26 protein-coding genes and 2 pseudogenes are annotated in these 24629 nt (G+C 73.1%); 20 read left to right on the top strand and 8 right to left on the bottom strand.

What is annotated here, in order from left to right; genetic code table 11:
* Positions 1-116: 116 nt before the first annotated feature.
* The 5 genes from OO48_RS19855 (at position 117) to OO48_RS19835 (ending at position 5855) form a co-directional block, all read left to right on the top strand.
* Positions 117-1517: a cystathionine beta-synthase gene (locus tag OO48_RS19855; protein ID WP_033218098.1), complete on the top strand. Its 1401-nt coding sequence runs from the start codon at positions 117-119 to the stop codon at positions 1515-1517.
* A 454-nt stretch (positions 1518-1971) separates the two neighbouring features.
* Positions 1972-2298, top strand: coding sequence for a hypothetical protein (locus OO48_RS19850; RefSeq protein ID WP_033218097.1), 327 nt, complete (start codon positions 1972-1974; stop codon positions 2296-2298).
* Between the two features lie 135 nt (positions 2299-2433).
* Entirely contained in the window at positions 2434-3714 is a 1281-nt protein-coding gene (locus OO48_RS19845) for a L,D-transpeptidase (protein ID WP_033218095.1), read from the top strand.
* Between the two features lie 454 nt (positions 3715-4168).
* Positions 4169-5179, top strand: coding sequence for a hypothetical protein (locus OO48_RS19840; RefSeq protein WP_033218093.1), 1011 nt, complete (start codon positions 4169-4171; stop codon positions 5177-5179).
* A gap of 145 nt (positions 5180-5324) precedes the next feature.
* The gene (locus OO48_RS19835) at positions 5325-5855 is read left to right on the top strand and encodes a DUF1203 domain-containing protein (RefSeq protein WP_051732333.1); all 531 of its coding nucleotides are present in this window, start codon (positions 5325-5327) and stop codon (positions 5853-5855) included.
* 3 nt (positions 5856-5858) lie between these two features.
* On the opposite strand, the gene OO48_RS19830 is transcribed toward OO48_RS19835, so the two are convergent.
* Positions 5859-6227 carry a cupin domain-containing protein gene (locus tag OO48_RS19830; protein WP_033218091.1) on the bottom strand — a complete coding sequence of 123 codons (369 nt, stop codon included), beginning with the start codon at positions 6225-6227 and terminating at the stop codon, positions 5859-5861.
* 316 nt (positions 6228-6543) lie between these two features.
* Here OO48_RS19830 and OO48_RS19825 point away from each other — a divergent pair, with 316 nt between their 5' ends.
* Positions 6544-7698 carry a cystathionine gamma-synthase gene (locus tag OO48_RS19825; RefSeq protein ID WP_033218089.1) on the top strand — a complete coding sequence of 385 codons (1155 nt, stop codon included), beginning with the start codon at positions 6544-6546 and terminating at the stop codon, positions 7696-7698.
* Positions 7699-7717: 19 nt separating this feature from the next.
* Here the strand turns inward: OO48_RS19825 and OO48_RS19820 are convergent, their stop codons facing one another.
* Positions 7718-8167, bottom strand: a complete 450-nt coding sequence (locus OO48_RS19820; protein WP_033218087.1) for a MarR family winged helix-turn-helix transcriptional regulator — start codon at positions 8165-8167, stop codon at positions 7718-7720.
* A 90-nt stretch (positions 8168-8257) separates the two neighbouring features.
* On the opposite strand from OO48_RS19820, the gene ilvA reads away from it, so the two are divergent.
* The 3 genes from ilvA (at position 8258) to OO48_RS19805 (ending at position 11530) form a co-directional block, all read left to right on the top strand.
* Complete coding sequence (gene ilvA / locus OO48_RS19815; RefSeq protein WP_033218085.1) at positions 8258-9469, top strand: threonine ammonia-lyase; 1212 nt, start codon at positions 8258-8260, stop codon at positions 9467-9469.
* A 182-nt stretch (positions 9470-9651) separates the two neighbouring features.
* Positions 9652-10668: a daunorubicin resistance protein DrrA family ABC transporter ATP-binding protein gene (locus tag OO48_RS19810; RefSeq protein WP_033218082.1), complete on the top strand. Its 1017-nt coding sequence runs from the start codon at positions 9652-9654 to the stop codon at positions 10666-10668.
* A 1-nt stretch (position 10669) separates the two neighbouring features.
* Positions 10670-11530, top strand: coding sequence for an ABC transporter permease (locus OO48_RS19805; protein ID WP_033218081.1), 861 nt, complete (start codon positions 10670-10672; stop codon positions 11528-11530).
* Positions 11531-11624: 94 nt separating this feature from the next.
* Here the strand turns inward: OO48_RS19805 and greA are convergent, their stop codons facing one another.
* Complete coding sequence (gene greA / locus OO48_RS19800; protein WP_033218079.1) at positions 11625-12122, bottom strand: transcription elongation factor GreA; 498 nt, start codon at positions 12120-12122, stop codon at positions 11625-11627.
* Between the two features lie 231 nt (positions 12123-12353).
* On the bottom strand, positions 12354-12815 hold the full coding sequence (locus tag OO48_RS19795; RefSeq protein WP_051732332.1) for a DUF4307 domain-containing protein: 462 nt from the start codon (positions 12813-12815) through the stop codon (positions 12354-12356).
* 158 nt (positions 12816-12973) lie between these two features.
* On the opposite strand from OO48_RS19795, the gene mca reads away from it, so the two are divergent.
* The 5 genes and pseudogenes from mca to OO48_RS41200 form a co-directional block, all read left to right on the top strand.
* On the top strand, positions 12974-13843 hold the full coding sequence (mca, locus tag OO48_RS19790) for a mycothiol conjugate amidase Mca (protein ID WP_033218077.1): 870 nt from the start codon (positions 12974-12976) through the stop codon (positions 13841-13843).
* Between the two features lie 77 nt (positions 13844-13920).
* Entirely contained in the window at positions 13921-14112 is a 192-nt protein-coding gene (locus OO48_RS19785; protein ID WP_033218076.1) for a hypothetical protein, read from the top strand.
* A 181-nt stretch (positions 14113-14293) separates the two neighbouring features.
* Positions 14294-14389: pseudogene (locus tag OO48_RS41205) on the top strand (DUF255 domain-containing protein); the annotation flags it as partial.
* Positions 14390-14598: 209 nt separating this feature from the next.
* Complete coding sequence (locus OO48_RS19780) at positions 14599-15144, top strand: Uma2 family endonuclease (RefSeq protein ID WP_033218074.1); 546 nt, start codon at positions 14599-14601, stop codon at positions 15142-15144.
* A 149-nt stretch (positions 15145-15293) separates the two neighbouring features.
* Positions 15294-15656 (top strand): annotated as a pseudogene (locus OO48_RS41200) (DUF4365 domain-containing protein); the annotation flags it as partial.
* On the opposite strand, the gene OO48_RS39955 reads toward OO48_RS41200, so the two are convergent.
* Positions 15642-15992 carry a hypothetical protein gene (locus tag OO48_RS39955; RefSeq protein WP_033218071.1) on the bottom strand — a complete coding sequence of 117 codons (351 nt, stop codon included), beginning with the start codon at positions 15990-15992 and terminating at the stop codon, positions 15642-15644. The pseudogene OO48_RS41200 and the gene OO48_RS39955 sit on opposite strands and share 15 nt — an antisense overlap.
* Before the next feature lie 6 nt (positions 15993-15998).
* Between OO48_RS39955 and OO48_RS19765 the strand changes: the two genes are divergently transcribed.
* Together OO48_RS19765 and OO48_RS19760 are read left to right on the top strand one after the other, a co-directional pair.
* Positions 15999-18005, top strand: coding sequence for a thioredoxin domain-containing protein (locus OO48_RS19765; RefSeq protein WP_051732331.1), 2007 nt, complete (start codon positions 15999-16001; stop codon positions 18003-18005).
* A 64-nt stretch (positions 18006-18069) separates the two neighbouring features.
* Positions 18070-18921, top strand: coding sequence for a GNAT family N-acetyltransferase (locus tag OO48_RS19760; protein ID WP_033218069.1), 852 nt, complete (start codon positions 18070-18072; stop codon positions 18919-18921).
* Between the two features lie 87 nt (positions 18922-19008).
* On the opposite strand, the gene OO48_RS19755 is transcribed toward OO48_RS19760, so the two are convergent.
* Positions 19009-19548 (bottom strand): MarR family winged helix-turn-helix transcriptional regulator, encoded by a 540-nt coding sequence (locus OO48_RS19755; protein ID WP_033218068.1) that lies wholly within the window; start codon positions 19546-19548, stop codon positions 19009-19011.
* Between the two features lie 75 nt (positions 19549-19623).
* On the opposite strand from OO48_RS19755, the gene OO48_RS19750 reads away from it, so the two are divergent.
* Complete coding sequence (locus OO48_RS19750; protein ID WP_081952237.1) at positions 19624-20376, top strand: DUF4386 domain-containing protein; 753 nt, start codon at positions 19624-19626, stop codon at positions 20374-20376.
* Positions 20377-20381: 5 nt separating this feature from the next.
* Entirely contained in the window at positions 20382-20678 is a 297-nt protein-coding gene (locus tag OO48_RS19745) for an SDR family oxidoreductase (protein WP_051732330.1), read from the top strand.
* A gap of 18 nt (positions 20679-20696) precedes the next feature.
* Here the strand turns inward: OO48_RS19745 and OO48_RS19740 are convergent, their stop codons facing one another.
* Positions 20697-21635, bottom strand: a complete 939-nt coding sequence (locus tag OO48_RS19740; RefSeq protein WP_106970363.1) for a hypothetical protein — start codon at positions 21633-21635, stop codon at positions 20697-20699.
* A 243-nt stretch (positions 21636-21878) separates the two neighbouring features.
* Here OO48_RS19740 and OO48_RS19735 point away from each other — a divergent pair, with 243 nt between their 5' ends.
* Positions 21879-22523 carry a papain-like cysteine protease family protein gene (locus OO48_RS19735; RefSeq protein WP_051732329.1) on the top strand — a complete coding sequence of 215 codons (645 nt, stop codon included), beginning with the start codon at positions 21879-21881 and terminating at the stop codon, positions 22521-22523.
* Between the two features lie 11 nt (positions 22524-22534).
* On the top strand, positions 22535-23353 hold the full coding sequence (locus OO48_RS19730) for a hypothetical protein (RefSeq protein WP_033218064.1): 819 nt from the start codon (positions 22535-22537) through the stop codon (positions 23351-23353).
* A 185-nt stretch (positions 23354-23538) separates the two neighbouring features.
* Here the strand turns inward: OO48_RS19730 and OO48_RS19725 are convergent, their stop codons facing one another.
* Complete coding sequence (locus tag OO48_RS19725) at positions 23539-24585, bottom strand: GlxA family transcriptional regulator (RefSeq protein WP_081952236.1); 1047 nt, start codon at positions 24583-24585, stop codon at positions 23539-23541.
* Positions 24586-24629 lie beyond the last annotated feature (44 nt).

Below are 24629 nucleotides of genomic sequence, written 5' to 3'. Positions count from 1 at the left end.
GCGACCACCGAGATCTACACAAGGAGTATCGTCGGCAGCGTCAGATGTGTATAAGAGACAGGCCCTAGGCTGGGGGTTTCGGGAAATCAGTGATGCCATCGACCGGGAGGACCCCCGTGCGGTACCACAATTCGATCATCGAGCTGGTCGGCGACACCCCGCTGGTGAGGCTCAACAAGGTCTCCGAGGGGATCAGCGCCACCGTGCTGGCGAAGGTCGAGTACTTCAATCCGGGCGGTTCGGTGAAGGACCGGATCGCGATGCGGATGATCGAGGCGGCGGAGGCCTCCGGCGCGCTCAAGCCCGGCGGCACCATCGTCGAGCCCACCAGCGGGAACACCGGGGTGGGGCTGGCGATCGTGGCCCAGCAGAAGGGCTACAAGTGCATCTTCGTCTGCCCGGACAAGGTGTCCACGGACAAGATCAACACCCTGCGGGCGTACGGCGCGGAGGTCGTGGTCTGTCCGACCGCGGTCGCGCCCGAGCACCCTGACTCGTACTACAACGTCTCGGACCGGCTGGTCCGCGAGACCCCGAACGCGTGGAAGCCGGACCAGTACTCCAACCCGGAGAACCCGGCCTCGCACTACCACTCCACCGGCCCGGAGCTGTGGGAGCAGACCGGGGGGCGGATCACCCACTTCGTGGCGGGCGTCGGCACCGGCGGGACGATCTCCGGGACCGGCAACTACCTGAAGGAGGTCTCCGGCGGGAAGGTGCAGGTCATCGGCGCGGACCCGGAGGGCTCGGTGTACTCGGGCGGGACCGGGCGGCCGTACCTGGTGGAGGGCGTCGGCGAGGACTTCTGGCCGACCGCGTACGACCGCAGGGTCGCGGACCGGATCGTCGCGGTCTCGGACAAGGACTCGTTCCAGATGACCCGCCGGCTGGCCAAGGAGGAGGGCCTGCTGGTCGGCGGCTCCTGCGGGATGGCCGTGGTGGCGGCGCTGGAGGTGGCCCGCGAGCTGGGGCCGGACGACGTGGTGGTGGTGCTGCTGCCGGACGGCGGCCGCGGCTACCTGTCGAAGATCTTCAACGACGACTGGATGGCCGACTACGGCTTCCTGCCGGCCGCCACCGACGAGGCGCACATCGGCGAGGTGCTGGCCCGCAAGGACGCGATCGAGCACGAGGGCATCCCGCAGTTCGTGCACATGCACCCGAACGAGACGGTCGCCGAGGCGGTCCGGGTGCTGCGGGACTTCGGCGTCTCGCAGATGCCGGTGGTCTCCCCGGGCGCCGGGCACCCGGACATCATGGCGGGCGAGGTGGTCGGCTCGGTGGTCGAGCGGGAGCTGCTGGAGGGCCTGTTCAGCGGGCGGATCCAGCTGTCCGACACCCTCGACAAGGTGATGTCGAAGCCGCTGCCGGTGGTCGGCTCCGGCGAGTCGGTGACCAACCTGATGGCGGTGCTGGAGAAGGCCGACGCGGTGGTGGTGCTGGTGGAGGGCAAGCCCCAGGGCATCGTGACCAGGCAGGACCTGCTGGCCTTCCTGACCGCCCGGGCCGGTCACTGACCCGGCGCCGGGCGGGGGAGCGTCCGCCGTCCGGGTGAGGGCCGGGGCCCGGGGAAAGGTTGGTACCCGGACGTCACAACCGCGCATCACCCGGTTAACACGGGCAGGGCATCTTTGAAGCACGGCAAACAAGCCGAGAGCGGTGACAACGGAGGAAGGGAGCGGCTCCCCAGCCTCCGAAGTCACCAGGGACACGACCGGTCGGCCCTGACCCGGCCCACCGTGTCCGGTCGCGGGAGGCGCCGTCGTCCCGCCCCTGTCATCCAGGGTGCGGCGGCTCCCGCGACAGATATCGCGCCGCGAGGCGCGGCTCCGTGAGCTCCCGGGTGGGGGAGTCCGAGCGGAGGAGGCAGGGCCGGTCCGGGTTCGCCCGGGCCGGCCCTCCCTCGCGTCCGGGGCGCGTTTTCGGAGGGGTGGGCGTCGGAAGGGTGTGCGAGGCCCTAGGCTCGCCGGTATGACCAGCACCGACCTGCCCGAGCAGGACGCACCGCGCTACGTTCGCCTCACCATCGAGCTGATCGCCGAGATCACCGACGAGGGTGCCCTGAAGGCCGCCGCGCTCACCCAGGTCGCCGACGACGAGTATCTGGAGGACGACGAGCGGGCCCAGGCCGTCGAGGCGATCGAGGTGGACCCGACCGGTTCGCTCGCCCACTTCGTGGACCCGGTGGCCCTCCTCGGCGACATCCCCGGCGTGGAGCTCGCCTCCGCGACCTGGGAGTCCGCGAGCACCGACTACGACCCCGACGACGAGAGCTGGGACGAGTACGAGGTGCAGTGACGCCCGTCCCCGCCCCGTTCCACCCCGGCGAGAGCCCGGTCCGGTACTCCGGACCGGGCTTTTGTCCGTTCTGCCGCCCACTTGGGTACTCTCGTACGATCTGCACATAAATGAGTGATCTTGGGATCGAGGAGCGTGGACGTGACCGCAGCGGAGAAGCAGGACCGGCCGCGCGGCGGCAACTGGAGCCGGCGCGGCGTGCTCTCCGGACTGCTGGGCGCTCCGGTGCTGCTGGTCGCCGCCTGCTCGGGCGACAAGGCGAAGCCCGCCGGGCCGAGCGCCTCCGGCTCGGCCCCCGCCGGGGGCGAGCCGACGGGCAGCCCGTCCACCAGCCCCAAGGCCTCGGTCGCGCAGATCACCGTCAAGCCCGCCGACGGCACCACCGCCGCGCCGTTCACCGAGCCGGTCACCGTCACCGTGCTGGACGGCACCCTGACCTCGGTGACCGTCACCGACGGCACCGGCAAGGCGATAGCGGGGGAGTTCTCCGCCGACAAGGCGAGCTGGACCTCCACCGCCAAGCTCTCCAGCGGCAGCCAGTACACCGTCGCGGCCTCCGCCGTGGACGGCGACCAGCGCCCGGCCGACGCCAACGCGAGCTTCTCCACCGCCTCCCCGGCCAACACCTTCGTCGGCTACTTCACCCCCGAGGACGGCACCACCGTCGGCGTCGGCATGCCGGTGTCGATCAACTTCAACAAGGCGATCACCGACCGCAAGGCCGTCCAGCGGGCGATCACCGTGGTCGCCGACCCGCCGGTGGAGATCGTCGGCCACTGGTTCGACTCCACCCGGCTCGACTTCCGCCCGCAGGAGTACTGGGCGAAGGGCACCAAGGTCACCCTCAAGCTCCGGCTCAAGGACGTGGCCGGCGCCAAGGGCGTGTACGGGACGCAGACCAAGGACGTCACCTTCACCGTCGGCCGCAGCCAGGTCTCCACCGCCGACCTGAAGGCCGACACCCTCACCGTCCGCACCGACGGCCGGGTCACCGCCACCTACCCGGTGATCGGCGGCGCGCCGGAGCACCGCACCTGGGGCGGCAAGCTGGTGATCTCGGAGAAGTACCAGCAGACCCGGATGAACTCCAGCACGGTCGGCCTGGGCAGCGAGTACGACATCCCGGACGTGCCGCACGCCCAGCGGCTGACCACCTCGGGCACCTTCGTCCACGGCAACTACTGGTCGCCCGCCTCGCAGTTCGGCAACGACAACACCAGCCACGGCTGCATCGCGCTGCAGGACGTCCAGGGCGGCGGCGACCCGGGCACCGACGCGGCGAAGTTCTACGCGAGCTCGATGGTCGGCGACGTGGTCGAGGTGATCAACTCCGGTGACCGCACGGTGAATCCCGCCAACGGCCTGAACGGCTGGAACATGAGCTGGGCGGACTGGGTCGCGGGCAGCGCCGTCTGACGACGCCTCCGGCGGGAGGCGGTTCGGGCACGGAGGTGGGGGGCCTCGTGAGAATGTCCTAAACGAATGGTAAAAATATTCGCGTGCGGGGGGACGCGTCACTGTGCTGAGCTTGCCTCCGCGGCAGGGCCGACCGGGCCCGAACCGTCTCCACTAGCAGGAGCAAGCCATCAACACCGCCATTCGCCGCCGCGCCCTGCGCGCCGGCATAGCCGTCACCACCGGGGCCGCTCTCCTCGGCGGCGGCCTCGTCGCCTGCGGCGCCGTCAAGGAGCTCAACGCCGGCGAGAAGCTCGGCAACGCGTTCGAGAAGCTCGGGGACGCCCGGACGCTCACCCTCGACCTGTCCGTCGACGCCGGCGCCGACCAGCTGGTCGCGTTCGGCGAGGCGACCGACTCCCCGATCGAGAAGGAGGAGGCCGCCCTCCTCTCCGATCTGAAGCTCTCCGTCTCGGTGAGCTACGACAAGCCGCTCAAGGAGACCGGGTTCTTCAAGGGCGGCTGCGACACCGCGTCCGCCGGCTCCGGCACCGACGGGGTCTCGATCGACTACGCGCTGAACGGCAAGAAGAACGGCAAGACCTACTTCGACCTCCGGCTGGTCGACGACAAGGCGTACGCCAAGGCGGACGTGCGCGGCATCGCCGAACTGGGCGGGGCGGACGCCGAGGAGATCGACCGGCTCGGCGACCTGCCGCCCGAGGCCGCCCCGCTCAAGGACCTGGTCGACGGCAAGTGGGTCTCGGTGGACCCGGACGCGTTCAAGAAGCTCTCCCGGCAGATGCAGGGCGGCGAGCCGGAGCGCGACGCCGGCAAGAACCCGAGCGCCGCGCCCAGCGTCGACCCCTCCGTGCTCCGGCACTTCTGCGAATCGGTGAAGGGCGCCTTCTCCAAGAACGTCTCGGTGGAGGACCTCGGCAAGTCCGGCGACGCCGACGTGATCCGGCTGTCCGCGCCCATGCGCCCGCTGGTAGAGAGCCTGTACGGCTCGTTCAGCGAGGTCGCCAAGGAGATCCCCGGGTACCCGGAGATCCCGAGCAAGAACAAGTTCAACGGCTTCGAGGACGTGCCGGACCGCAAGTTCGCCGCCGACGTGCGGATCGTGGACGGCCGGGCCTCGGCGATCACCGTCGACCTGGCCCAGTTCGCGGACGGGGACGACTGGACGGCGCACCTGCCGGTCCGGCTCGGCATCACCACCCAGGGCGCCGCGATCACCGCCCCCTCCGGCGCCACCGAGCTCGACCTCGGCAAGCTCCAGGACGTGTTCGCCGCGATGAGCGAGGGCGACGACTACGGGGACGAGGACTTCGACAGCACCTCCCTCACCCCCGCCGAACCGCTGACCGAGTCCCAGCTCGCCCAGCTGAAGGGGCTCGGCATCGACCGGGAGACCGCCGAGTCGATGAACCACAGCGGCCTCTCGTTCGCCGAGATCAAGGAACTGGCCCCCGAGCTGACCTGACGCACCGTCGGGAGGTCAGGGAGTCCGTGAGAAACGGCCCGTCGCGGCAGCACGCCGCGGCGGGCCGCGCCACGTTCCCGGGCCCGGCAGCGCGACGTCCAAAAGCCGCCGGACCGGGGCGTCGCCGCGGCGCAGGCTGGAGGGCATGGACACCACCGCCACCGCCACCGCCACCGCTTCCGCCCCCGGCGTCACCACCGCCACCGCCCTGGACGTCCGGGCCGTGCCCGCCCCGGTGCTCGCCGAACTGCTCCGCGCCGACGACGCCGGGCGCGCCCGGGAGGCCCTCGTCACCGAGACCGGCGACGAGCCGCTGCGCTGCTGCCTGACCAGGGCCAGGCCCGGCGACCGGATCACCCTGCTGTCGTACGCGCCGCTGCTGCGCTGGGCCGCCGAGACCGGCCGCGACCCCGGCCCCTACCTGGAGACCGGGCCGGTGTTCGTGCACGCCGGGCCGTGCGCGGGCCACCCCGGCGGCTGGCCGGAGGGCTTCCACCGCGGGCCGCGGGTGCTGCGGGCCTACTCCGCGGACGGCCGGATCCTCGGCGGGCAGGTCGGTGAGCCCGGTGAACTCGCTTCCCTGGCCGCCGAGTTGCTGGCCGACCCGGAGACCGCCGTGCTGCACGTGCGGGCCGTCGAGTTCGGCTGTTTCATGCACGAGGTGCGGCGGGCCTAGCGTTCAGCCCTTCGGCTTCGCGTAGTCGGCGTAGCCCTGCCAGTCGAGCACCACGCAGGGCTCGTCGCCCACCACCCAGGCGTCGTGGCCGGGCGAGCAGAGCATGAAGTCGCCCGGGCCGAACTCCTCGGCCTCGCCGTCGTCCATCTCCACCCGCAGCCGGCCGGAGATCACGTACCCGGCGTGCGAGGCCCGGCAGCTGTCGGTGCCGGCGATCGGCTTCACGTGCTCCGACCAGCGCCAGCCCGGCTCGAACACCGCCCGGCCGACGCCGCCCGCCGCCAGGTTCACCAGCGCCAACTGCCCCTTGCCGCCCTCGAACGGGCGCACCTCCTCCGGTTCGTCCAGACTCATCCGCACCAATCCGGCCATCACCGCTCACCTCCGGCCGAGAACGACCCGCGCCCCGCCGCCGGGCTCGGCGACGGGGCGAGGCTGACCACTCCATCCTCGCCACCCGACCGGGCGGGCGCGACGCGGGACGGTCAGTGGCCCTCGACCTGGAGGGCGGCGGTGAGGCGGTCCAACCGGATGACGTGCACCGGGTCGCCGCAGAACCGGCCGGGCACCGGCAGCGGGCCGGCCGACCGCACCGGTGCGGCCCGTGCCGCCGCGAGGTCTTTCGGAGACCCGAAACACCGCTCCGCGAGCCCCGCGCGCAACCCGCCGCGCCACTAGGCTCGGTGGCATGACCCAGCACCAGCTTTCCCACGGCTTCGAGACCCTCGCCATCCACGCGGGCCAGGAAGCGGACCCCCGGACCGGGGCAGTCGTGACGCCGATCTACCAGGTGTCCACCTACAAGCAGGACGGCGTCGGCGGGCTGCGCGAGGGCTACGAGTACAGCCGCTCCGCCAACCCGACCCGCACCGCGCTGGAGGAGTGCCTGGCCGCGATCGAGGGCGGCGCGCGCGGCCTCGCCTTCGCCTCCGGGCTGGCCGCCGAGGACACCCTGCTGCGCACCCTGCTCAAGCCCGGCGACCACATCGTCATCCCGAACGACGCGTACGGCGGCACCTTCCGGCTGTTCGCCAAGGTGCTGACCCGCTGGGGCGTCGAGTTCTCCGTCGCCGACACCCACCACCCCGAGAAGGTCCGCGAGGCGATCCGCCCGACCACCCGCGCGGTGTGGGTGGAGACCCCCTCCAACCCGCTGCTCGGCATCACCGACCTCGCCGCGGTCGGCGAGATCGCGCACGCCGCCGGTGCGCGGCTGGTGGTCGACAACACCTTCGCCAGCTCCTACCTCCAGCAGCCGATCTCCTTCGGCGCGGACGTCGTGGTGCACTCCACCACCAAGTACATGGGCGGGCACTCCGACGTGGTCGGCGGCGCCCTGGTGGTGGCCGACGCGGGCCTGGCCGAGGAGGTCGCCTACCACCAGAACGCGATGGGCGCGGTCGCCGGGCCGTTCGACGCCTGGCTGGTGCTGCGCGGCATCAAGACGCTCGGCGTCCGGATGGACCGGCACTCGGAGAACGCCGAGAAGGTCGCCGAACTGCTCGCGGGCCACCCGAAGGTGACCCAGGTGCTCTACCCGGGCCTGCCCACCCACCCCGGGCACGACGTCGCGGCCAAGCAGATGAAGGCGTTCGGCGGCATGGTGTCCTTCCGGGTCGCGGGCGGCGAGCAGGCCGCCGTCGAGGTCTGCAACCGGGCCGAACTCTTCACCCTGGGCGAGTCGTTGGGCGGCGTCGAGTCGCTGATCGAGCACCCCGGGCGGATGACCCACGCCTCCGCGGCCGGCTCCCCGCTGGAGGTGCCCGCCGACCTGGTGCGCATCTCGGTGGGCATCGAGTCCGCCGCCGACCTGCTGGCCGACCTGGAGCAGGCCCTCGGCTGACGCCGCCCCGGCGCCCGGTTCAACGGCGGTCCAGCAGACCGTCGTTGAACCGGGCCAGCAGCGCGCAGAACACCGCCCGCTCCCGGGCCGTCCAGCCCGCGGTCAGCTCGGCGATCAACTCCCGCCGCCGCTGCCGCACCTGGTCCAACCGTCCGGCCCCCAGCGGCGTCAGCGCCAGGCGCACCGCCCGCCGGTCCGCCGGGTACGGCAGCCGCGCCACCAGCCGCTCCCGCAGCAGCGGCGCGGCCTGCCGGGTCACCGTCGAGGAGTCCACCCCGAGCTCCGCCGCCAGCGTCTTCACATTGGCCGGGCCGGTGGCGGAGAGCTGCTCCAGCAGCAGGAACGCGGCCCGGTCGAGCTCGCCGGCGGCACTGATGCGCCGCGCGAACACCGCGACCTGGTAGGGGAGTTGACGGTCCGGATCGAGGCCGTCGGGGTCGGTGGGGGAATCGGGCGCAGGCAGGCTCATCGCGGCTCACGGGGGGTGCGGGCGACTCGTGACCAGCAGCGTACGCGCGCCGGGCGAACACCGGAACAGTGCGCGTCCTAGGCTGCCCCCATGCACAGTTGGCCGATCACGGTGGACGACGTCCTGGGCGCGCAGAAGATGCTGGCCGGGGTGGCCCGGGTCACCCCCATGCAGACCAGCCGCCACCTCTCCGGGGTGGCCGGCACGCCCGTCCACCTCAAGTGCGAGAACCTGCAGCGCACCGGCTCGTTCAAGCTGCGCGGCGCGTACGTGCGGATCGCCGGGCTGTCCCCGGTCGAGCGGGCCGCCGGGGTGGTCGCCGCCAGCGCCGGCAACCACGCGCAGGGCGTCGCGCTGGCCGCCGCGCTGCTGGGCGTGCGCTCCACCGTCTTCATGCCGCTCGCCGCGCCGCTGCCGAAGGTCGCCGCCACCCGCGAGTACGGCGCCGAGGTCCGGCTGCACGGCGCCAACGTCGACCAGGCGCTGCAGGCCGCCCGCGAGTACGCCGAGGCGACCGGCGCGGTGTTCATCCACCCCTTCGACCACTGGGACGTGATCACCGGCCAGGCCACCGTCGGCCTGGAGGTGCTGGAGCAGTGCCCCGAGGTGCGCACCGTGCTGGTGGGCACCGGCGGCGGCGGGCTGCTGGCGGGCGTGGCGATCGCGGTCAAGGCGCTGCGCCCGGACGTCAGGGTGATCGGCGTGCAGGCGGCCGCGGCCGCCGCGTACCCGCTGTCGCTGGCGGCGGGGCGCCCGGTCTCGCTGGAGAAGTACGCCACCATGGCGGACGGCATCATGGTCGGCCGCCCCGGCGACATCCCGTTCGAGGTGGTGAACACGCTCGCGGACGGGGTGCTGACCGTCTCCGAGGACGAGCTCTCCCGTTCGCTGCTGGTCGGCCTGGAGCGGCTGAAGCTGGTGGTCGAGCCCGCCGGGGCGGCGCCGATCGCCGCGCTGCTGGCCGAGCCCGGCCGGTTCGAGGGGCCGGTGGTGGCGGTGCTCTCCGGCGGCAACATCGACCCGCAGCTGATGCAGCGGGTGCTGCGGCACGGCCTGGCCGCGGCGGGCCGCTACCTGTCGCTGCGGGTGCGGCTGTTCGACCGGCCGGGCGCGCTGGCCGACCTGCTGTCCGTGCTGACCAGGGTGGACGCCAACGTGCTGGACGTCGCGCACGTGCGGATCGACCCGCAGCTGGGCCTGACCGAGGTCGAGGTGGACCTGCACCTGGAGACCAAGGGCCCCGAGCACTGCACGGTGGTGATCGGCGAGCTGCGCGAGGCCGGGTACGTGGTCAGCCGCTGACGCGGCGGGGGTTGTCAGTGGCGGCTGCCAGGCTGTGACCCGCCTCACCTGCGGCGCTTGACGCGATATATCGCGAGTGACAGCATCTTGCGATGTATCGCGAGCTTCCGCGCAGGCGGGCTCGGGTAACAAACCGGATGATTTCCCCACAATCGACTCGCATCAGGAGATGAGGCAGGCCCATGGCGGCAGCCATCGAAGCCGAGAACCTGGTCAAGACCTTCGGTGACGTCCGCGCCCTGGACGGCGTGAGCCTGGACGTGCCGGAGGGCACCGTGCTCGGCCTGCTCGGCCCCAACGGCGCCGGCAAGACCACCACCGTCCGGGTGCTGACCACCCTGCTCCAACCGGACTCCGGCCGGGCCACCGTGGCCGGGGTCGACGTCCTCAAGCACCCCAACAAGGTGCGCAGCCTGATCGGCCTGTCCGGCCAGTACGCCGCCGTCGACGAGTACCTCACCGGCCGGGAGAACCTCCAGATGGTCGGCGAGCTCTACCAGATGAGCGCCCGGGACGCGAAGAAGCGGGCCCTGGAGCTGCTGGAGTGGTTCAACCTCGCCGAGGCCGCGGACCGCACCGCCAAGACCTACTCCGGGGGCATGCGCCGCCGCCTCGACCTGGCCGCCGCCCTGGTGGTCCGGCCCCCGGTGATGTTCCTCGACGAGCCCACCACCGGCCTCGACCCGCGCAACCGGCTCGCCCTGTGGGAGGTCATCGAGACCCTGGTCGAACAGGGCACCACCCTGCTGCTCACCACCCAGTACCTGGAGGAGGCCGACCGCCTCGCCCACGACATCGCGGTCGTCGACCACGGCAAGGTGATCGCCCGCGGCACCGCCGACGAGCTCAAGCGCGAGATCGGCGGCGAGCGCATCGAGGTGGTCGTCCGCGCCGCCGACCTCGTCCCCGAGGCGGTCGCCGCGCTCACCCCGTACGCCAAGGGCGACCCGACGGTGGAGAAGAACACCCGCCGGATCACCGTCCCGGTCAGCGGCGGCGCCCGCGTCCTGGCCGACGCCATCCGCGAACTGGACGCCCGCTCCATCGAGATCGACGACATCGGCCTGCGCCGCCCGACCCTGGACGACGTCTTCCTCTCCCTCACCGGTCACGTCACCGAGGGCGGGGCGGGCGAGGACGAGGAGGGCGGCCCGGTCGCCGCCGGGAAGGGCCGTCGCGGCCAGGGGAAGGACGCCTGAGATGACACTCTCCGACACCCGGGGCGCCATCGGCGGCGCCCCCGTGACCCCGCGCCGCGGCGTCGCCGCCACCGCCCACGACTCCTGGGTGGTGGCCAAGCGGAACCTGCGCCGGATGACCCGCATCCCCGAGATCGTGGTCTTCGGGCTGATGCAGCCGGTCATGTTCGTGCTGCTGTTCTCGTACGTCATGGGCGGCGCGATCGCCATCCCCGGCGCCCCGCCCAGCCACCAGACGTACATCGAGTACCTGATGGCCGGCATCTTCGCCCAGACCGTCACCTTCGCGGTGGCCGGCGCCTCGGCCGGCATCGCGGAGGACATGACCAAGGGCCTGGTCGACCGGTTCCGCTCGCTGCCGATGTCCCGGGCCGCGGTGCTCACCGGGCGCACCCTGGCCGACCTGGTGCAGACCGCGTTCATCCTGGTCGTGCTGGCGCTGGTCGCGCTGCTGGTCGGCTGGCGGATCCACAACGGCGTGCTGGACATGCTGGCCGCCTTCGGCCTGCTGCTGCTGCTCGGCTACGCCTTCTCCTGGATCGGCGCGCTGATCGGCCTGTCGGTGCGCAGCCCCGAGGCGGCCACCTCGGCCGGGCTGATCTGGCTGTTCCCGCTGACCTTCGTCTCCAACGCCTTCGTGCCGGTCAGCTCGATGCCCGGCTGGCTGCAGCCGGTCGCCTACTGGAACCCGTTCTCCGCCACCGTGCAGGCCTGCCGCAGCCTGTTCGGCAACCAGCTCGGCCCGGTGCCGGACGCCTGGCCGATGCAGCACGCCGCGCTGGTGTCGGTGGTCTGGTCGCTGGTCATCATGGCGCTCTTCTCCTGGCTGGCGGTGCGCAAGTACCGCCGCGCGGCCGGCTGAGGCCCCGCCCGCCCCGGACGCGCGACGGCCGCTCCCCCCACCCGGGGGAGCGGCCGTCGTCGTGCGTGCGGTCCGTGCGGTCCGTGCGGGACGGTCAGCCGGAGAACGGCTTGGCGTCGACGATCTTCACGCCGGCCTTCTTGCCGTTCGGCAGCTCGTACTGGGCGTTCTGGCCCACCGACTTGCCGATGATGGCCCGGCCCAGCGGCGACTGCGGGGAGTACACGTCGATGTCACCGTCGGTGACCTCGCGGGAGGCCAGCAGGAACTCCATGGTGTCGTCCTCGTCGCCGTCGAAGGCGACCTTCACCAGCATGCCCGGGGCCACCACGCCGGAGTCGGCCGGGGCCTCGCCGACCTTCGCCCGCTCCAGCAGCTGGGTCAGCTGGCGGATCCGCGCCTCGGTCTTGCCCTGCTCGTCCTTGGCCGCGTGGTAGCCGGCGTTCTCCTTGAGGTCGCCCTCCTCGCGCGCGGCCTCGATCTTCTGGGCGATCTCGATGCGCCAGGGCCCGGTCAGGTGGTCAAGCTCGGCCTTGAGCTTGTTGTAGTGGTCCTGAGTGAGCCAGGTCACGTCATCGTTGGTCTGGGTCACAGGGTGCTCCTCGTCGGTGCTGGCGCCGCCCCCCGGGGGTGGGCCGGTGGCGGTGGGTCGATTTCCTGGGCAGATGCAAATCAACGCCCGCTCCCGAGCCGGTCGGCGCGGAAGGGGCGAAACCACGAGCCTAACAAGTTCCGGGCGCGGACGGGAGGGCCGCGAGCGGCCCGCGCCGTCCCCGTGCGGGGACGCCCTCCGAAAGGGTGAGCGAGGCGGCGGAGGAGCGCGTCACCCCTTGTCGGGGGTGCAGCCGAGCAGCTCCGCGGTGGTGCCGCGGGCGGTGGTCCGCAGCGTGACCACCTCGTCGTAGCTGCTGCCCGCCGCCGGGACCTGGAAGTCCGACTGGCCGACCACCGAGCCGTCCGTCCCCTGCGAGCGGACGGTGCACACCCCGGAGGTGCCCTCGCTCTTGCGCACCGACAGCTGCAGCTGCACCTCGGTGTCCGACACCGTCTGGAAGGTGGGCACCGTACCGTTCAGCTTCGTCTCCCGCAGCAGGTACGAGCCGCCCAGCCAGGCGATCAGCCCGAGGAACAGCACCCCGCACACCGCCGCGGCCACCCGCAGCCGGCGGTCCGCCGCCCGGTCGTCGGCCCGGCTGTAGCGGCCCGCCGGCGGGGCGACCGGCGCGGCGGCCGACGTCGCGGCCGGCGGTGCGGTGCGCGTTTCGGGCGTAGGGCTGTGGTCCATGGCGGGGCTCGGTCCTTTCGCGGAGGGGCGTTCGTCCTTCGGTGGGAATGGACGGGCCCTCCAGTCCGTCACTATAGGAGGGTCACGTCCGCGCCAGAGGCGGCGGGGGAGCCGGCCCGACGAACCCGGACATACCTGTACCTGAAGGGGATCAGGCGTTGAGCGAGCAGTTGCGTTTGATGGCGGTGCACGCGCACCCGGACGACGAGTCCAGCAAGGGCGCCGCCACCATGGCCATGTACGTGTCCCAGGGGGTGGAGGTCCTGGTCGCCACGTGCACCGGAGGGGAGCGCGGGTCGATCCTCAACCCGAAGCTCCAGGGCGACCCGTGGGTCGAGGAGAACATCCACGAGGTCCGCCGCAAGGAGATGGACGCCGCCCGGGAGATCCTCGGCGTCCAGCAGGCGTGGCTCGGCTACGTCGACTCGGGCCTCCCCGAGGGCGACCCGCTGCCCCCGCTGCCCGAGGGCTGCTTCGCCCTCGAAGAGGTCGAGGTCGCGGCCGGCACGCTGGTCAAGCTGATCCGGGAGTTCCGCCCGCACGTGATCACCACGTACGACGAGAACGGCGGCTACCCGCACCCCGACCACATCATGACCCACAAGATCACCATGGCGGCCTTCGAGGCGGCCGGGGACCCGGACGCCTACCCGGAGGCCGGCGAGCCCTGGCAGCCGTCCAAGCTCTACTACAACCACGGCTTCCCGATGGGCCGGATCCGGGCCCTGCACGCCTACCTCAGCGAGAACGGGCACGAGTCCCCGTACGGCGAGTGGATCGAGGGCTGGGAGAAGTCCGGCCGGGCCGAGCGGGAGATCACCACCCGGGTCGAGTGCGCCGACTTCTTCGAGATCCGGGACAAGGCGCTGATCGCGCACGCCACCCAGATCGACCCGGACGGGCCCTGGTTCCGCGTCCCGCTCGACATCCAGCGCGAGGTCTGGCCCACCGAGGACTACGAGCTCGCCAAGTCCCTGGTCGACACCGACCTGCCGGAGACCGACCTCTTCGCGGGCCTGCGGAAGTAACCCCTTCGTCCCGCTTCGCACCGCCCCGCACCACCCCCGGTGACCCGGCCGCCCTAAGGCCGGGTCACCATGGAGGAATGAGCACCCCCGTGAACCCCGTCCAGCTCGCCACCGCCCTGGCCCTCGACGAAACCAAGGTCACCCCCGGCCTCCTCGGCTTCGTGGTCTTCGCCGCACTCGGCGTCGCCACCTGGTTCCTGCTGAAGTCGATGAACGCCCGCTTCAAGAAGATCGACTTCATCGAGCAGCCGGACCCGAAGGACGACTGAGCGGGCCACGTGCCGGTGGACCCCGTGCGGGTCCGTTGTCCACGCCCGGTCCACCGCACCCGGCTACCTCGCGGCCCGCACGCACGAGTACGGCTCGGGCAAGCCGCCCATCGGGCTTCCCGCGGGGCGTACCCGCACCCCCGACCCGGGCGAGCCGCCCCGGCCCGAGGCCGACGCCCGGGACTGGTGGGAGTGGGGGCCGGAGGCGTTCGCGGAGGCCGAGCGGCGCGGGGTGCCGGTGTTGCTGAGCGTGGGGTACGCCGCGTGCCACTGGTGCCAATGACTTAACACGACCAGGCAGTCCTGACCTGGGGGTTTACCAGAGGGTGGCCGCACGAGCACGTACGATGAGCGGCCAGTCGGGGTAGGGGCGCTTGGGCCGAAGATCAGCGCACCTCCGCTGCCCATGCTCGGCCGGCGCTCTCGTAGTGGACCAGTACGAGACCATGGCCTCATATCCTGAGAGGCGACAGGAAGGAGCCGTTGATGAGCGTCGACGCGGTCATGAACACCGAGTTCCCCGCCGGGTACGTGGTCTTCTTCGGTACCGAGGGGAAGGTGGTCATGACTCCGCAGAGCTTCGAGCACTCCAGCACCATCAAGTCGATGCAGATCGACTCGCTCTCGCTCGGCCGGCATGCGAAGACCGCCTCCGACGTGTACATCGACTTCCCCGCCGACGAGAACTCGGCCCCGGACTTCGCCATCCTGCGCGAGGACGCGCAGCGGCAGGGCAAGCGCTACGGCTTCGAGGACGTGCTGCTGATCGCCGAGGTGGTGTCGGTCTCCTCCGCGCGCAAGGACTACGACGACTGCACTGCGAAGTACGGTCGCTACGGCATCCCGGTCTACGTGGTGGTGGACCCGTACGCGGCCGAGGTCGTCGTCCACACCCAGCCCACCGGCTCCGGCTACATCGCGGCCCACACGCACAAGTACGGCTCGGGCAAGCTGCCCATCGAACTGGCCGACGGGCGCACCTACACCCTCGACCTGGACGAGCTGCCCCGGCCTGAGACAGACGCCGCCTGATTCTGGCGGACCGCTCGTTGAGGCGCTGATCGCCGGGCACCGCGGCGCAGTGCGCCATCTGCTTTCGGTACGCCGACGTAGTGCCCGAAGTCGACCGGCATGTCGGTGCTCTGATCCAGCTTTGAGCGATCAGATCGGGAGAGGGCGAGATGCCGAAGGTTCTTGAGAGCCGGCGTATTGGGCGCATGGCTGTGAACGAGGTGCGTTCGTTACTGGAGCGGCACGGTTGCATCGTGCAGGAGATCGACGGCTCCAACGATCACGGGGAGGACCTGCACGTCACCTTCGTCCAGGACGGACAGCGGACCGCAGACTCCCTGGCCGTGCAGGTCAAGGGCGGCATCTCGGTGCGTACCCGGAGGGGACACCGCGTCCCGGTCGGTGATCACGGGAGCAACTGGCGCGATGGCACTCTCCCGGTGCTCTGTGTAGTCCATGATCCCGACCGAGGTGGTCTCTTCTGGGCCAACGCGACCCGCCAGCTCCGCCGCGCCGAATCACTGCGGAAGACGCTGAAGTCCGTAGTCGTCCCGTGGGAGTCTCTCCTGGACGACGCCACCATCGAGGCTTTCGTACGGCGGATGCGGAACTATCTCCGCTGGGAACGGGAAGGTGCGGGCCGATGGGCAGACATGGCGGACGTAGAGTTCGCGCCGGACGACATCGTGAAGCCGTTCGTGAATGACTGCGGTGAGCCCATGGTCTTTTGGCAGAAGCGCGGGGAGCAGTTCGCTGTACTGCTCCACCACGATCTCGACTGGGAGCCTGTGAACATCCAGGAACGGATGCTCCACTTCAGTCCCGTACCGTTCATCGGGAACGTCATCCTCAACGAGGCTGAAGCCCATTGGCTCATGGGTTGCTTCAAAGCCACCGAATGGTGGCGCCGGGACTGGTGGGAGTGGGGGCCGGAGGCGTTCGCGGAGGCCGAGCGGCGCGGGGTGCCGGTGTTGCTGAGCGTGGGGTACGCCGCGTGCCACTGGTGCCACGTGATGGCGCACGAGTCGTTCGAGGACGAGGCGACGGCGGGGTTCCTGAACGAGCGGTTCGTGGCGGTGAAGGTCGACCGGGAGGAGCGGCCGGACGTCGACGCGGTGTACATGGAGGCGGTGCAGGCGGCCACCGGGCACGGCGGGTGGCCGATGACGGTGTTCCTGACGCCGGGGAAGGAGCCGTTCTACTTCGGGACGTACTTCCCGCCGGAGCCGCGGCACGGGATGCCCTCGTTCCGGCAGGTGCTGGAGGGCGTGGACAAGGCCTGGACGGAGCGGCGGGACGAGGTCGGCGAGGTGGCCGGGCGGATCAGCCGGGACTTGGCGGAGCGGGCCTCGGTGTACGCGGTGGGCAGCGGGGTGGGGAAGGCCCCGGAGGAGGGTGAACTGCACGCGGCGGTCGTGGAGCTGACGCGGTCGTTCGACGAGCGGCGGGGCGGGTTCGGCGGGGCGCCGAAGTTCCCGCCGTCGATGGTGCTGGAGTTCCTGCTGCGGCACCACGCGCGGACCGGCTCCGAGGCGGCGCTGCAGATGGCGGAGCGCACCTGCGAGGCGATGGCGCGCGGCGGGATCTACGACCAGCTGGGGGGCGGCTTCGCCCGGTACGCGGTGGACGCGACCTGGACGGTGCCGCACTTCGAGAAGATGCTGTACGACAACGCGCTGCTGCTGCGGGTGTACCTGCACCTGTGGCGGGCCACCGGCGAGCAGCGGGCGCGCCGCGTCGCGCTGGAGACCGCCGACTTCCTGCTGCGCGAACTGCGCACCCCCGAGGGCGGGTTCGCCTCCGCACTGGACGCCGACTCGCTGGACGCCGCGAGCGGGAGGACCGCCGAGGGCGCGTACTACGCGTGGACGCCCGGGCAGCTGGCGGAGGTGCTGGGCGAGGCGGACGCCGCCCTCGCGGTGGAGCTGTTCGACGTCACCGGGACGTTCGAGCACGGCAGTTCGGTGCTGCAGCTGCCCGGGGACCCGCAGGACGCGGGGAAGTACGAGGAGATCCGGGCGAAGCTGTTCGAGGCCCGGTCCCGGCGTCCGGCCCCCGCGCGGGACGACAAGGTGGTGGCCGCCTGGAACGGCCTGGCGATCGCCGCGCTCGCCGAGGCCGGCGCGCTGCTGGAGCGCCCCGACCTGGTCGAGGCCGCCGAGCGGGCCGCCGACCTGCTGATCACCGTCCACCTGACGACGGACGGGCGGCTGCTGCGCACCTCCCGGGACGGCAAGGCCGGTGCCAACGCGGGCGTGCTGGAGGACTACGCGGACACCGCCGAGGGCTTCCTCGCGCTGTACGCCGTCACCGGCGAGACGTCCTGGCTGCAACTGGCCGGGGAACTCCTCGACCTGGTGCTGCTGCACTTCACCGACGAGGCGTCCGGCGCGCTGTACGACACCGCCGACGACGCCGAACAGCTGATCCGCCGCCCGCAGGACCCCACCGACAACGCCGCCCCGTCCGGCTGGAACGCCGCCGCCGGAGCGCTGCTCGCGTACGCCGCGTACACCGGCTCGGCGCGCCACCGCACCGCCGCCGAACGGGCGTTGGGCATCGTCGCCACCCTCGGTGCCCGCGCCCCCCGGTTCACCGGCTGGGGCCTGGCGGTCGCCGAGGCGCTGCTCGACGGCCCCCGCGAGGTCGCCGTGGTCGGCCCCGCCGACGACCCGGCCCGGGCCGCGCTGCACCTGGCCGCGCTGCGCTCCACCGCGCCCGGCGCGGTGGTCGCCGTCGGGGAGCCCGGCGACACCGAGGTGCCGCTGCTCGCCGACCGCCCGCTGCTGGACGGCCGGCCCGCCGCGTACGTGTGCCGGCACTTCGTCTGCGAGCGTCCGACGGCCGAGGTCGCCGAACTGGAGGAGCGGCTGCGCGGCTGAGCCCCGGGGCGGGCCGGCCGGATAACCGGTGGCCGCCGGCGGCGGGGCCGGGAGAGGATGCGGCATGGGCTGGACACTCACCACGTCACTGGACGAATTCCGGGCCGCCGCGGGCGATTTCCTCGCGGCCCACGCCGCCGAGAACACCGTGCTGCTCACCATCGTCGACCGCGTCGACCGGGACGGCCCGCAGGTCTACGGCGAGGCCCCGCCGCGCTACGGCTGGTGGCGGGAGCCGGACGGCACCGTCACCGGCGCCACCCTGCGCACCCCGCCGTACGGTCAGCGCCTGGGCCGGATGACCGGGGCCGCCGCCGAGGAGCTCGCCCGGCTGCTCGCCGAAGGGCCGCAGCGGCCGGACGACGTCGGTGGCGGGCAGGAGAGCGTGCTCGTCTTCGCCCGGGAGCTGGAGCGGCTCACCGGCCGTGGCTGGACCGTCGCCTCCAAGGAACGGCTCTACCGGCTGGGGGAGTTGACGCCGCCGCCGGCCCCGCCGGCCGGGCGGGCCCGGCTCGCCGTTCCCGCGGAGCGGGAGCTGATCGCCCGGTGGCTCGCCGCGTTCGCCGCCGAGGCGGGGGTGAACGTCCCCGGAGACCTGCTGGCCGACGCCGACCAGCGGATCGCCGCCGGCACCCTGCTGGTCTGGGAGGACGACGGCGCCCGGGTCACCTCCCTCGCCGGGGCGAGCCCGGCCGTCGCCGGGATGTCCCGGATCGGCCCCGTCTACACCCCGCCGGAGCGGCGCGGCCGCGGCTACGCGAGCGCCCTGACGGCGGCGGCCTCCGCCCACGCGACGGCCGGCGGTGCGGCCGAGGTGCTGCTCTACACCGATCTCACCAACCCCGTCAGCAACGCGATCTACCAGCGCATCGGCTACGTCCCGGTCGGGGACGCGCTGCACGTCGTCTTCCAGTAGGGCGCGGGCCCCTGGGGGCGGCGCGCCCCGCCGCCCCGCCGCGCGCGTCCGGGCCCCGGGGGAGCACCAGCTCTCCCGGGGGCCTTCTCACGTCCTGCGGTAGCCCGGGTGGACGCCGGGGGTGAGGCCCTGCTGGGCGGCGACGCGGGAGAGCAGGGCGGTGAGGTGCGCGTGCTCCTCGGGGGTGAGGGAGCGGGTGACGTCCTGCTCGTGGGCGAGGGCGGTCTCGCGGAGGCGGGCGAGGAGGGACAGGCCCCGGTCGGTGAGGTGCAGCGCGTAGAGGCGGCGGTCCTCCGGGTTGCGGCGGCGTTCGATCAGGCCGCGCTGCTCCAGGCCGTCCGCGAAGGGGACGAAGCGGCTCGGCGGCATGCCCAGGGCGTCGGAGAGCTCGCGCTGGCTGCGGCCGGGGGTCTGGACCAGCAGCCGGAGCAGACCGGCCTGGGCGGGGGTGAGGTCGAGATCGGCGATGCGCCGGGCGAAGCGCTCGGCGGCGTGGGCGCCGAGCTGGGCCAGCAGGAAGGCCGCGCCGCCGCCGGGGGGGCCGGACGGCGGGCCGCCCGGGGTGCCGCCCGGGGTGCCGCCCGGGGTGCCGTCGCCGTGCCAGGGCTTCTCGGGATCCGTGCTCATGGGGACATCGTACCCGTTTGACAATCGTTCCACGATGTAATCATTATCGTGAGTACATCGATTCCGGGAGGAACCATGCGTGCCACCACCCCGCCCCCGACCACCCCGCCCCCGACCAGTCCCCCGGCGGCCGCCCCGCCGCCGGCCGCCGCTCGCGCCGGGCGACCGCAGAGCGGGCCGCCGCTGCTCGCGCCCGCGATCTCCACCGCCGCGCTGACGGTCGCGTACACGGTGGTGAACCGGGCCACCCCGCGCCCGGACGCCACCGGTGCCGAAGTGGTGCGGTACGCGCAGGAGCACGGGGGCGACGCCCGGCTGGGCGCGCTGCTGCTGCTGGCCGCGTCGGTGCCGCTGGCGCTGTGCGCGGCGGTGCTCTACCGGCGGCTGCGGGCGCTCGGGATCACCGCGCCGGGCTCGGCGATCACGCTGGTGGGCGGAGTGCTGGCGGCGGCCGCGCTGGTGCTGTCCGCGGCCGGGGCGTGGGCGGGCGGCCGCCTGTCGGCGGACGCGCCGCCCGCGCTGGGCCGGGCGCTGGCGGACGTCTCCTTCCTGGCCGGCGGCCCCGCGTTCGCGGCCGGGTTCGGCCTGCTGGCCGCCGGGGTCTCGGTGTCCGCGCTGCTGACGGGGCAGCTGCCGCGGGCGGTGACGTGGTCGGGTCTGGTGGTGGCCGCCGCCGGGATGCTCGCGCTGCTCGCCCTGGTGGCGGACGGCTTCATGTACCTGCTGCCGGTGGTCAGGTTCGGCGGGCTGGTGTGGCTGCTGTTCGCCGCCGCGCTGCTGCCGGTCTCCCGTCGGCGCTCCAACAGCACTCACAACCAGGGGAGTTGATCGTCATGACCGGGAACTACCCGGAGCTGGCCGGCCGTACGGCCGTGATCACCGGCGGCTCGCGCGGGATCGGCCCGCGCGGCATCCGGGTCAACTGCCTCGCTCCGTCCGCGATCCTGACCGAGCGGGTGGAGGCCCGGATGCCCGCCGAGGTGCGGGCGAAGGTCGCCGCGACCCACCCGCTGGCCCGGCTCGGCACCCCGCAGGACGTGGCGGACGCCGCGCTGTTCCTGGCCTCCGACGGCGCGGGCTGGCTCACCGGCCTGACCATCGACGTCGCGGGCGGGCGGATCACGAACTAGCGCGGGAAGGGCCGGAGTTCACTCCCAGTCCCAGCGCAGGCCGAGCAGGCAGGGCGGCAGGTCGGCCGCCACCAGGTGCGCGCAGTGGTGCCCGTCCAGGGTCAACTCCTCGATCTCCAGCGGGGAGTGGCCCGGCGTGCGCTGGGTGAAGCGGTCGCAGCGGACGGGCAGCGCGGTCGGCGCGAAGGTGACCTGCAGGACGTACTGGCCGGCGCCCGCGTTGAAACCGCGGACGTACTCGTGGCTGGGTCCGGACGACGGGGCCTCGTCGAAGCCGTAGCCGAGCAGGTGGGTGTCGCCGGTGCGCAGCCGGCGGTCCAGCAGCAGCTCGGCGACCAGCAGGTTCGCCGCGCCGTCGCGGCGGATCCGGCCGGGCCGGCAGTTCTCCTCGGCCCGGACCCGGACGCGCTCGATGTCGCAGCCCGGATCGCCCTGGTAGATGGCCAGGTAGCGGTCGACTCCGTCGCGGTGCGCGCGCAGCACGTGCTGGGAGTCGCGGCGCAGCAGCCGCCGGTCCGCGCCGACCCGGATCCGCTCGATGTGGGTGATGGTGTGCAGCCCGGTGTCGGGCGGCCCGGACAGCACGGCGAGCAGCCCGTCGACGGCCTCGGCCGGGCTGATCAAGTCCCGGTACGGGCGGACCGCCGGGCCGGCCGGGGCGGGGTCGGGGGCGTGGCGGCGGGGGCCGAGCAGCCGGGTCAGCGAGTGCTCGGGCAGCTCCAGCACCTCCTCCAACACCGCGACGGCGCGCAGGGATTCGGGTCGCTCCGGCCGCCGCAGCCCCTGCTGCCAGTAGCTGAGGCTGGTCACCCCGACCCGCACGCCGCGCTGCGCCAGCCGCTCGCGCAGCCGGTGCAGGGCGAGGCCGCGGGCGGCGATCGCGGCCCGCAGGGCGAGGTGGAACGGCCCGGTGCGCAGGGCCAGGGCCAGGTCGGGCGGTGCGGACGGCTGCTGCATGGCCACCTCCTCGATCGACCGTGAATATTCACACCTCCGGGCCGCCTTGTCATCGGCCCGGACGATATCCGCGCTGCCCAGGGCCGTCGCGTTCACACCGCCGGCCGCCCCGTTCACACCCCGGCCCCCCTGCCGGGCGAGGCCGTTGACCGGCGCACCGGCCCGGCCGGATGCTCTTCCCGCGCCGTCCGGACGCCGCCCCCCACACATCCACTCCTCGCCCCTGCCAGGAGGACAACCCCCATGCCACGCCTCCCGATCCGGCTGCGCCGGACGGTCGCCGCACTCACCCTGGGCGTCCTCGCCCCGGCCCTGAGCGCGGCCGCCACCACCCCCGCCCGAGCGGCCACCGCCCCCACGGTCACGGCCGCCGTCCCCGCCGCCGCCCAGGCCCCCGCACTGGCCGGCACCTCGCGGATCCTGAACCTCACCATGCAGGCCCAGCAGCAGAGCAACTGGTGCTGGGCGGCCGGCGGCAACACCATCGCCACCTACTACGGCTACGCCTACAGCCAGAACCAGTTCTGCAACCTGGCGTTCGGCCGCTCCGTCAACTCCTCCTGCCCCAACAGCCAGGCCAGCCTGGCCGAGGTGCAGAACGCGCTGTACCGGATCGGCATCAGCACCGGCTCGTACGTCAACGGCTACCTGCGCTACTCCACCGTGCAGACCGAGATCGACGCCGGCCGGCCGGTCGAGACGCGCATCCAGTGGAGCTCCGGCGGCGGCCACATGAACGTCCTGTACGGCTACGACGCCAACAGCGACTGGGTGTACTGGGGCGACCCGTGGCCCTCCAACTACCGCTACAACTGGGGCGACTACGACTACTACGTGAGCAACGGGTCCTTCTCCTGGACCCACTCCCTGTACCGGATCGGCGCGTGAGGAGCCACACCATGAGCAGCCACCGCGTCCGCGCCACCCGCGCCGCGACCGCCCTCGCGGCCGTCGCCCTCACCGTCGCCCTCGCCCCGGCGGCCCACGCCGCGGACACCCCCGCCGCGCTCGGCCCCGGCGACCTCGCCGCCGCCCGCAGCGCGGTCCAGGCGCCCGCCGTGATCGACCGGCTGGGGCACTTCTTCGCCCGCAAGGGCGTGCCGCCCATCCAGCGGCTCGGGACCGGCGCCGCCGACGAGGCCAGGGCGGCGAGCGCGGCCGCACCGCGCCTGACCGGCGAGACGGTGCCGGTCTACACCCTCTCCGCCGCCTTCGTCTCCGGTCGGGCCGGGACGCCGGTCGCCGAGGCCGGGTTCACCGCGACGACGGCCGTCGCCGCGGACGGACAGCGCGCCTCGGTCTGGGCCGCCGAGCAGGACGGCGGCTGGCGGGTGGTCAACATCGCCTCCGGCGGCGACGAGACCGACCACGCGGCCGAGGCCGCGGCGGACGGCGGCACCGCCTTCCGCGAACCCCAGATCGACGCCTGGTACGAGCTCAAGGACGGCCGCGTCCTCCCGCTCGACGAGGACGCCCGCCGCTCGGTCGGCGAGCACGGCACCACCGTCGCCGCCTACCAGCGGCTCGTCCACCAGCGCTACGGGGACAAGCTGCCCGGCTCCGGGTACGACGCCTCCGGCAAGGCGGGCGGCTTCGAGACGGCGGCCCCGGGCGGGAGCGCACCGGCGCTCGTCGCCGCGGGCGCCGGGTTGGGGCTGACGGCGCTGGCGGGTGCGGCGTTCGGGCTGCGGCGGCGCAGGGCCCGCGTCACGTACTAGCGCGGGGGAGCGGGAGCCCGAGGTTGCCGCAGGTCCGGGGGACGGACGCGCGGCGGTCCCGGGCTCCTGGCTCCTGTCTCGGCCGCAGCGGCACGGACCTCCGATGGGCTCCGGCCGCCGGCAGCTCGGACCCGCCGTTCCCCGGGCCCCGGCAGGGGCCTTCGCGCAGCTCGGACCCCTGCGTTTCAGGAACTGCCGGCGAAGGTGCGGCGGTAGGCGAGCGGGGAGACGCCGATCGCGGTGTGGAGGTGCTGGCGCAGGGAGACGGGGTTGGCGAAGCCGACGCGGGTGGCGATCTGGTCGATGCTGAGGTCGGTGGCTTCGAGCAGCTGGCGGGCCAGGGCGACGCGCTGCTGGGTGAGCCAGCGGCCGGGGCTCTGGCCCGTCTCCTCGTGGAAGCGGCGGGCGAAGGTGCGGGTGCTCATGGTCGCGTGGGCGGCGAGCCGGGCGAGGGTGAGCGGCTGGTGGAGCCGGGCGAGGGCCCACTCGCGGGTGGGCGCGGTGCCGGTGCTGCCGACGGTGGGGACGGGCTGCTCGATGTACTGGGCCTGGCCGCCGTCGCGCCAGGGCGGGACGACGCAGACGCGGGCGGCGTGGTTGGCGGCGGCGGTGCCGTGGTCGCCGCGCAGGACGTGCAGGAAGAGGTCGACGCCGGCCGCCGCGCCCGCCGAGGTGAGGATCCGCCCGTCGTCGACGAACAGCACGCCGGGGTCGAGCCGGACGCGCGGGAAGAGGCTGCGGAAGTGGTCGGCCAGGGCCCAGTGGGTGGTGGCGGGGCGGTCGTCGAGGAGCCCGGCGGCGGCGAGCACGAAGGCGCCGGTGCAGATGGAGATCAGCCGGGCGTCGGGCCGGACCAGGGCGAGCGCGGCGGCGACGGCCGGGTCGAGGTCGGGGGTGGTGGGGACGGGCGCGAACGGCGGGATCACCACGGTGTCGGCGGTGGCGAGGACCTCCGGCCCGTGGTCGGGCGTGACGGTGAAGTCGGCGTCGGCGCGGACGGGACGCCCGTCGACGGTGCAGGTGGACAGCCGGTAGAGGCCGCCGACGCTGCCGAACACCCGCTTGGGGATGCCCAGTTCGAACGGGTAGACCCCGTCCAGGGCGAGCACGGCGACCCGGTGCGGCTCGGCCGGCGCGGCGGACGGCAGGACGCACGACGGAGCGGCCGGCGCGGTGGACGGCAGGACGCACGACGGAGCGGCCGGCGCGGTGGACGGCGGGGCGGTGGCCATGGCGGACCTCCTGGCAGGATCCCATCGGACGGTGACCATCTTGC

Source organism: Kitasatospora phosalacinea (assembly GCF_000716545.1).
GTDB classification, from domain to species: domain Bacteria; phylum Actinomycetota; class Actinomycetes; order Streptomycetales; family Streptomycetaceae; genus Kitasatospora; species Kitasatospora phosalacinea.
The sequence above is the reverse complement of the archived record's forward strand: the minus strand, read 5'-3'. Positions and strand labels throughout refer to the sequence as shown.

Bases quoted from the DNA above. Each gene is read 5' to 3' on its own strand.
- OO48_RS19850 (WP_033218097.1), top strand. From the start codon at position 1,972: ATGACCAGCACCGACCTGCCCGAGCAGGACGCACCGCGCTACGTTCGC.
- OO48_RS19835 (WP_051732333.1), top strand. From the start codon at position 5,325: ATGGACACCACCGCCACCGCCACCGCCACCGCTTCCGCCCCCGGCGTC.
- OO48_RS19830 (WP_033218091.1), bottom strand. From the start codon at position 6,227: ATGGCCGGATTGGTGCGGATGAGTCTGGACGAACCGGAGGAGGTGCGC.
- OO48_RS19825 (WP_033218089.1), top strand. From the start codon at position 6,544: ATGACCCAGCACCAGCTTTCCCACGGCTTCGAGACCCTCGCCATCCAC.
- OO48_RS19820 (WP_033218087.1), bottom strand. From the start codon at position 8,167: ATGAGCCTGCCTGCGCCCGATTCCCCCACCGACCCCGACGGCCTCGAT.
- ilvA (WP_033218085.1), top strand. From the start codon at position 8,258: ATGCACAGTTGGCCGATCACGGTGGACGACGTCCTGGGCGCGCAGAAG.
- OO48_RS19810 (WP_033218082.1), top strand. From the start codon at position 9,652: ATGGCGGCAGCCATCGAAGCCGAGAACCTGGTCAAGACCTTCGGTGAC.
- OO48_RS19805 (WP_033218081.1), top strand. From the start codon at position 10,670: ATGACACTCTCCGACACCCGGGGCGCCATCGGCGGCGCCCCCGTGACC.
- OO48_RS19795 (WP_051732332.1), bottom strand. From the start codon at position 12,815: ATGGACCACAGCCCTACGCCCGAAACGCGCACCGCACCGCCGGCCGCG.
- OO48_RS19785 (WP_033218076.1), top strand. From the start codon at position 13,921: ATGAGCACCCCCGTGAACCCCGTCCAGCTCGCCACCGCCCTGGCCCTC.
- OO48_RS19780 (WP_033218074.1), top strand. From the start codon at position 14,599: ATGAGCGTCGACGCGGTCATGAACACCGAGTTCCCCGCCGGGTACGTG.
- OO48_RS39955 (WP_033218071.1), bottom strand. From the start codon at position 15,992: ATGGGCTTCAGCCTCGTTGAGGATGACGTTCCCGATGAACGGTACGGG.
- OO48_RS19765 (WP_051732331.1), top strand. From the start codon at position 15,999: ATGGGTTGCTTCAAAGCCACCGAATGGTGGCGCCGGGACTGGTGGGAG.
- OO48_RS19760 (WP_033218069.1), top strand. From the start codon at position 18,070: ATGGGCTGGACACTCACCACGTCACTGGACGAATTCCGGGCCGCCGCG.
- OO48_RS19755 (WP_033218068.1), bottom strand. From the start codon at position 19,548: ATGAGCACGGATCCCGAGAAGCCCTGGCACGGCGACGGCACCCCGGGC.
- OO48_RS19750 (WP_081952237.1), top strand. From the start codon at position 19,624: ATGCGTGCCACCACCCCGCCCCCGACCACCCCGCCCCCGACCAGTCCC.
- OO48_RS19745 (WP_051732330.1), top strand. From the start codon at position 20,382: ATGACCGGGAACTACCCGGAGCTGGCCGGCCGTACGGCCGTGATCACC.
- OO48_RS19740 (WP_106970363.1), bottom strand. From the start codon at position 21,635: ATGCAGCAGCCGTCCGCACCGCCCGACCTGGCCCTGGCCCTGCGCACC.
- OO48_RS19735 (WP_051732329.1), top strand. From the start codon at position 21,879: ATGCCACGCCTCCCGATCCGGCTGCGCCGGACGGTCGCCGCACTCACC.
- OO48_RS19730 (WP_033218064.1), top strand. From the start codon at position 22,535: ATGAGCAGCCACCGCGTCCGCGCCACCCGCGCCGCGACCGCCCTCGCG.
- OO48_RS19725 (WP_081952236.1), bottom strand. From the start codon at position 24,585: ATGGCCACCGCCCCGCCGTCCACCGCGCCGGCCGCTCCGTCGTGCGTC.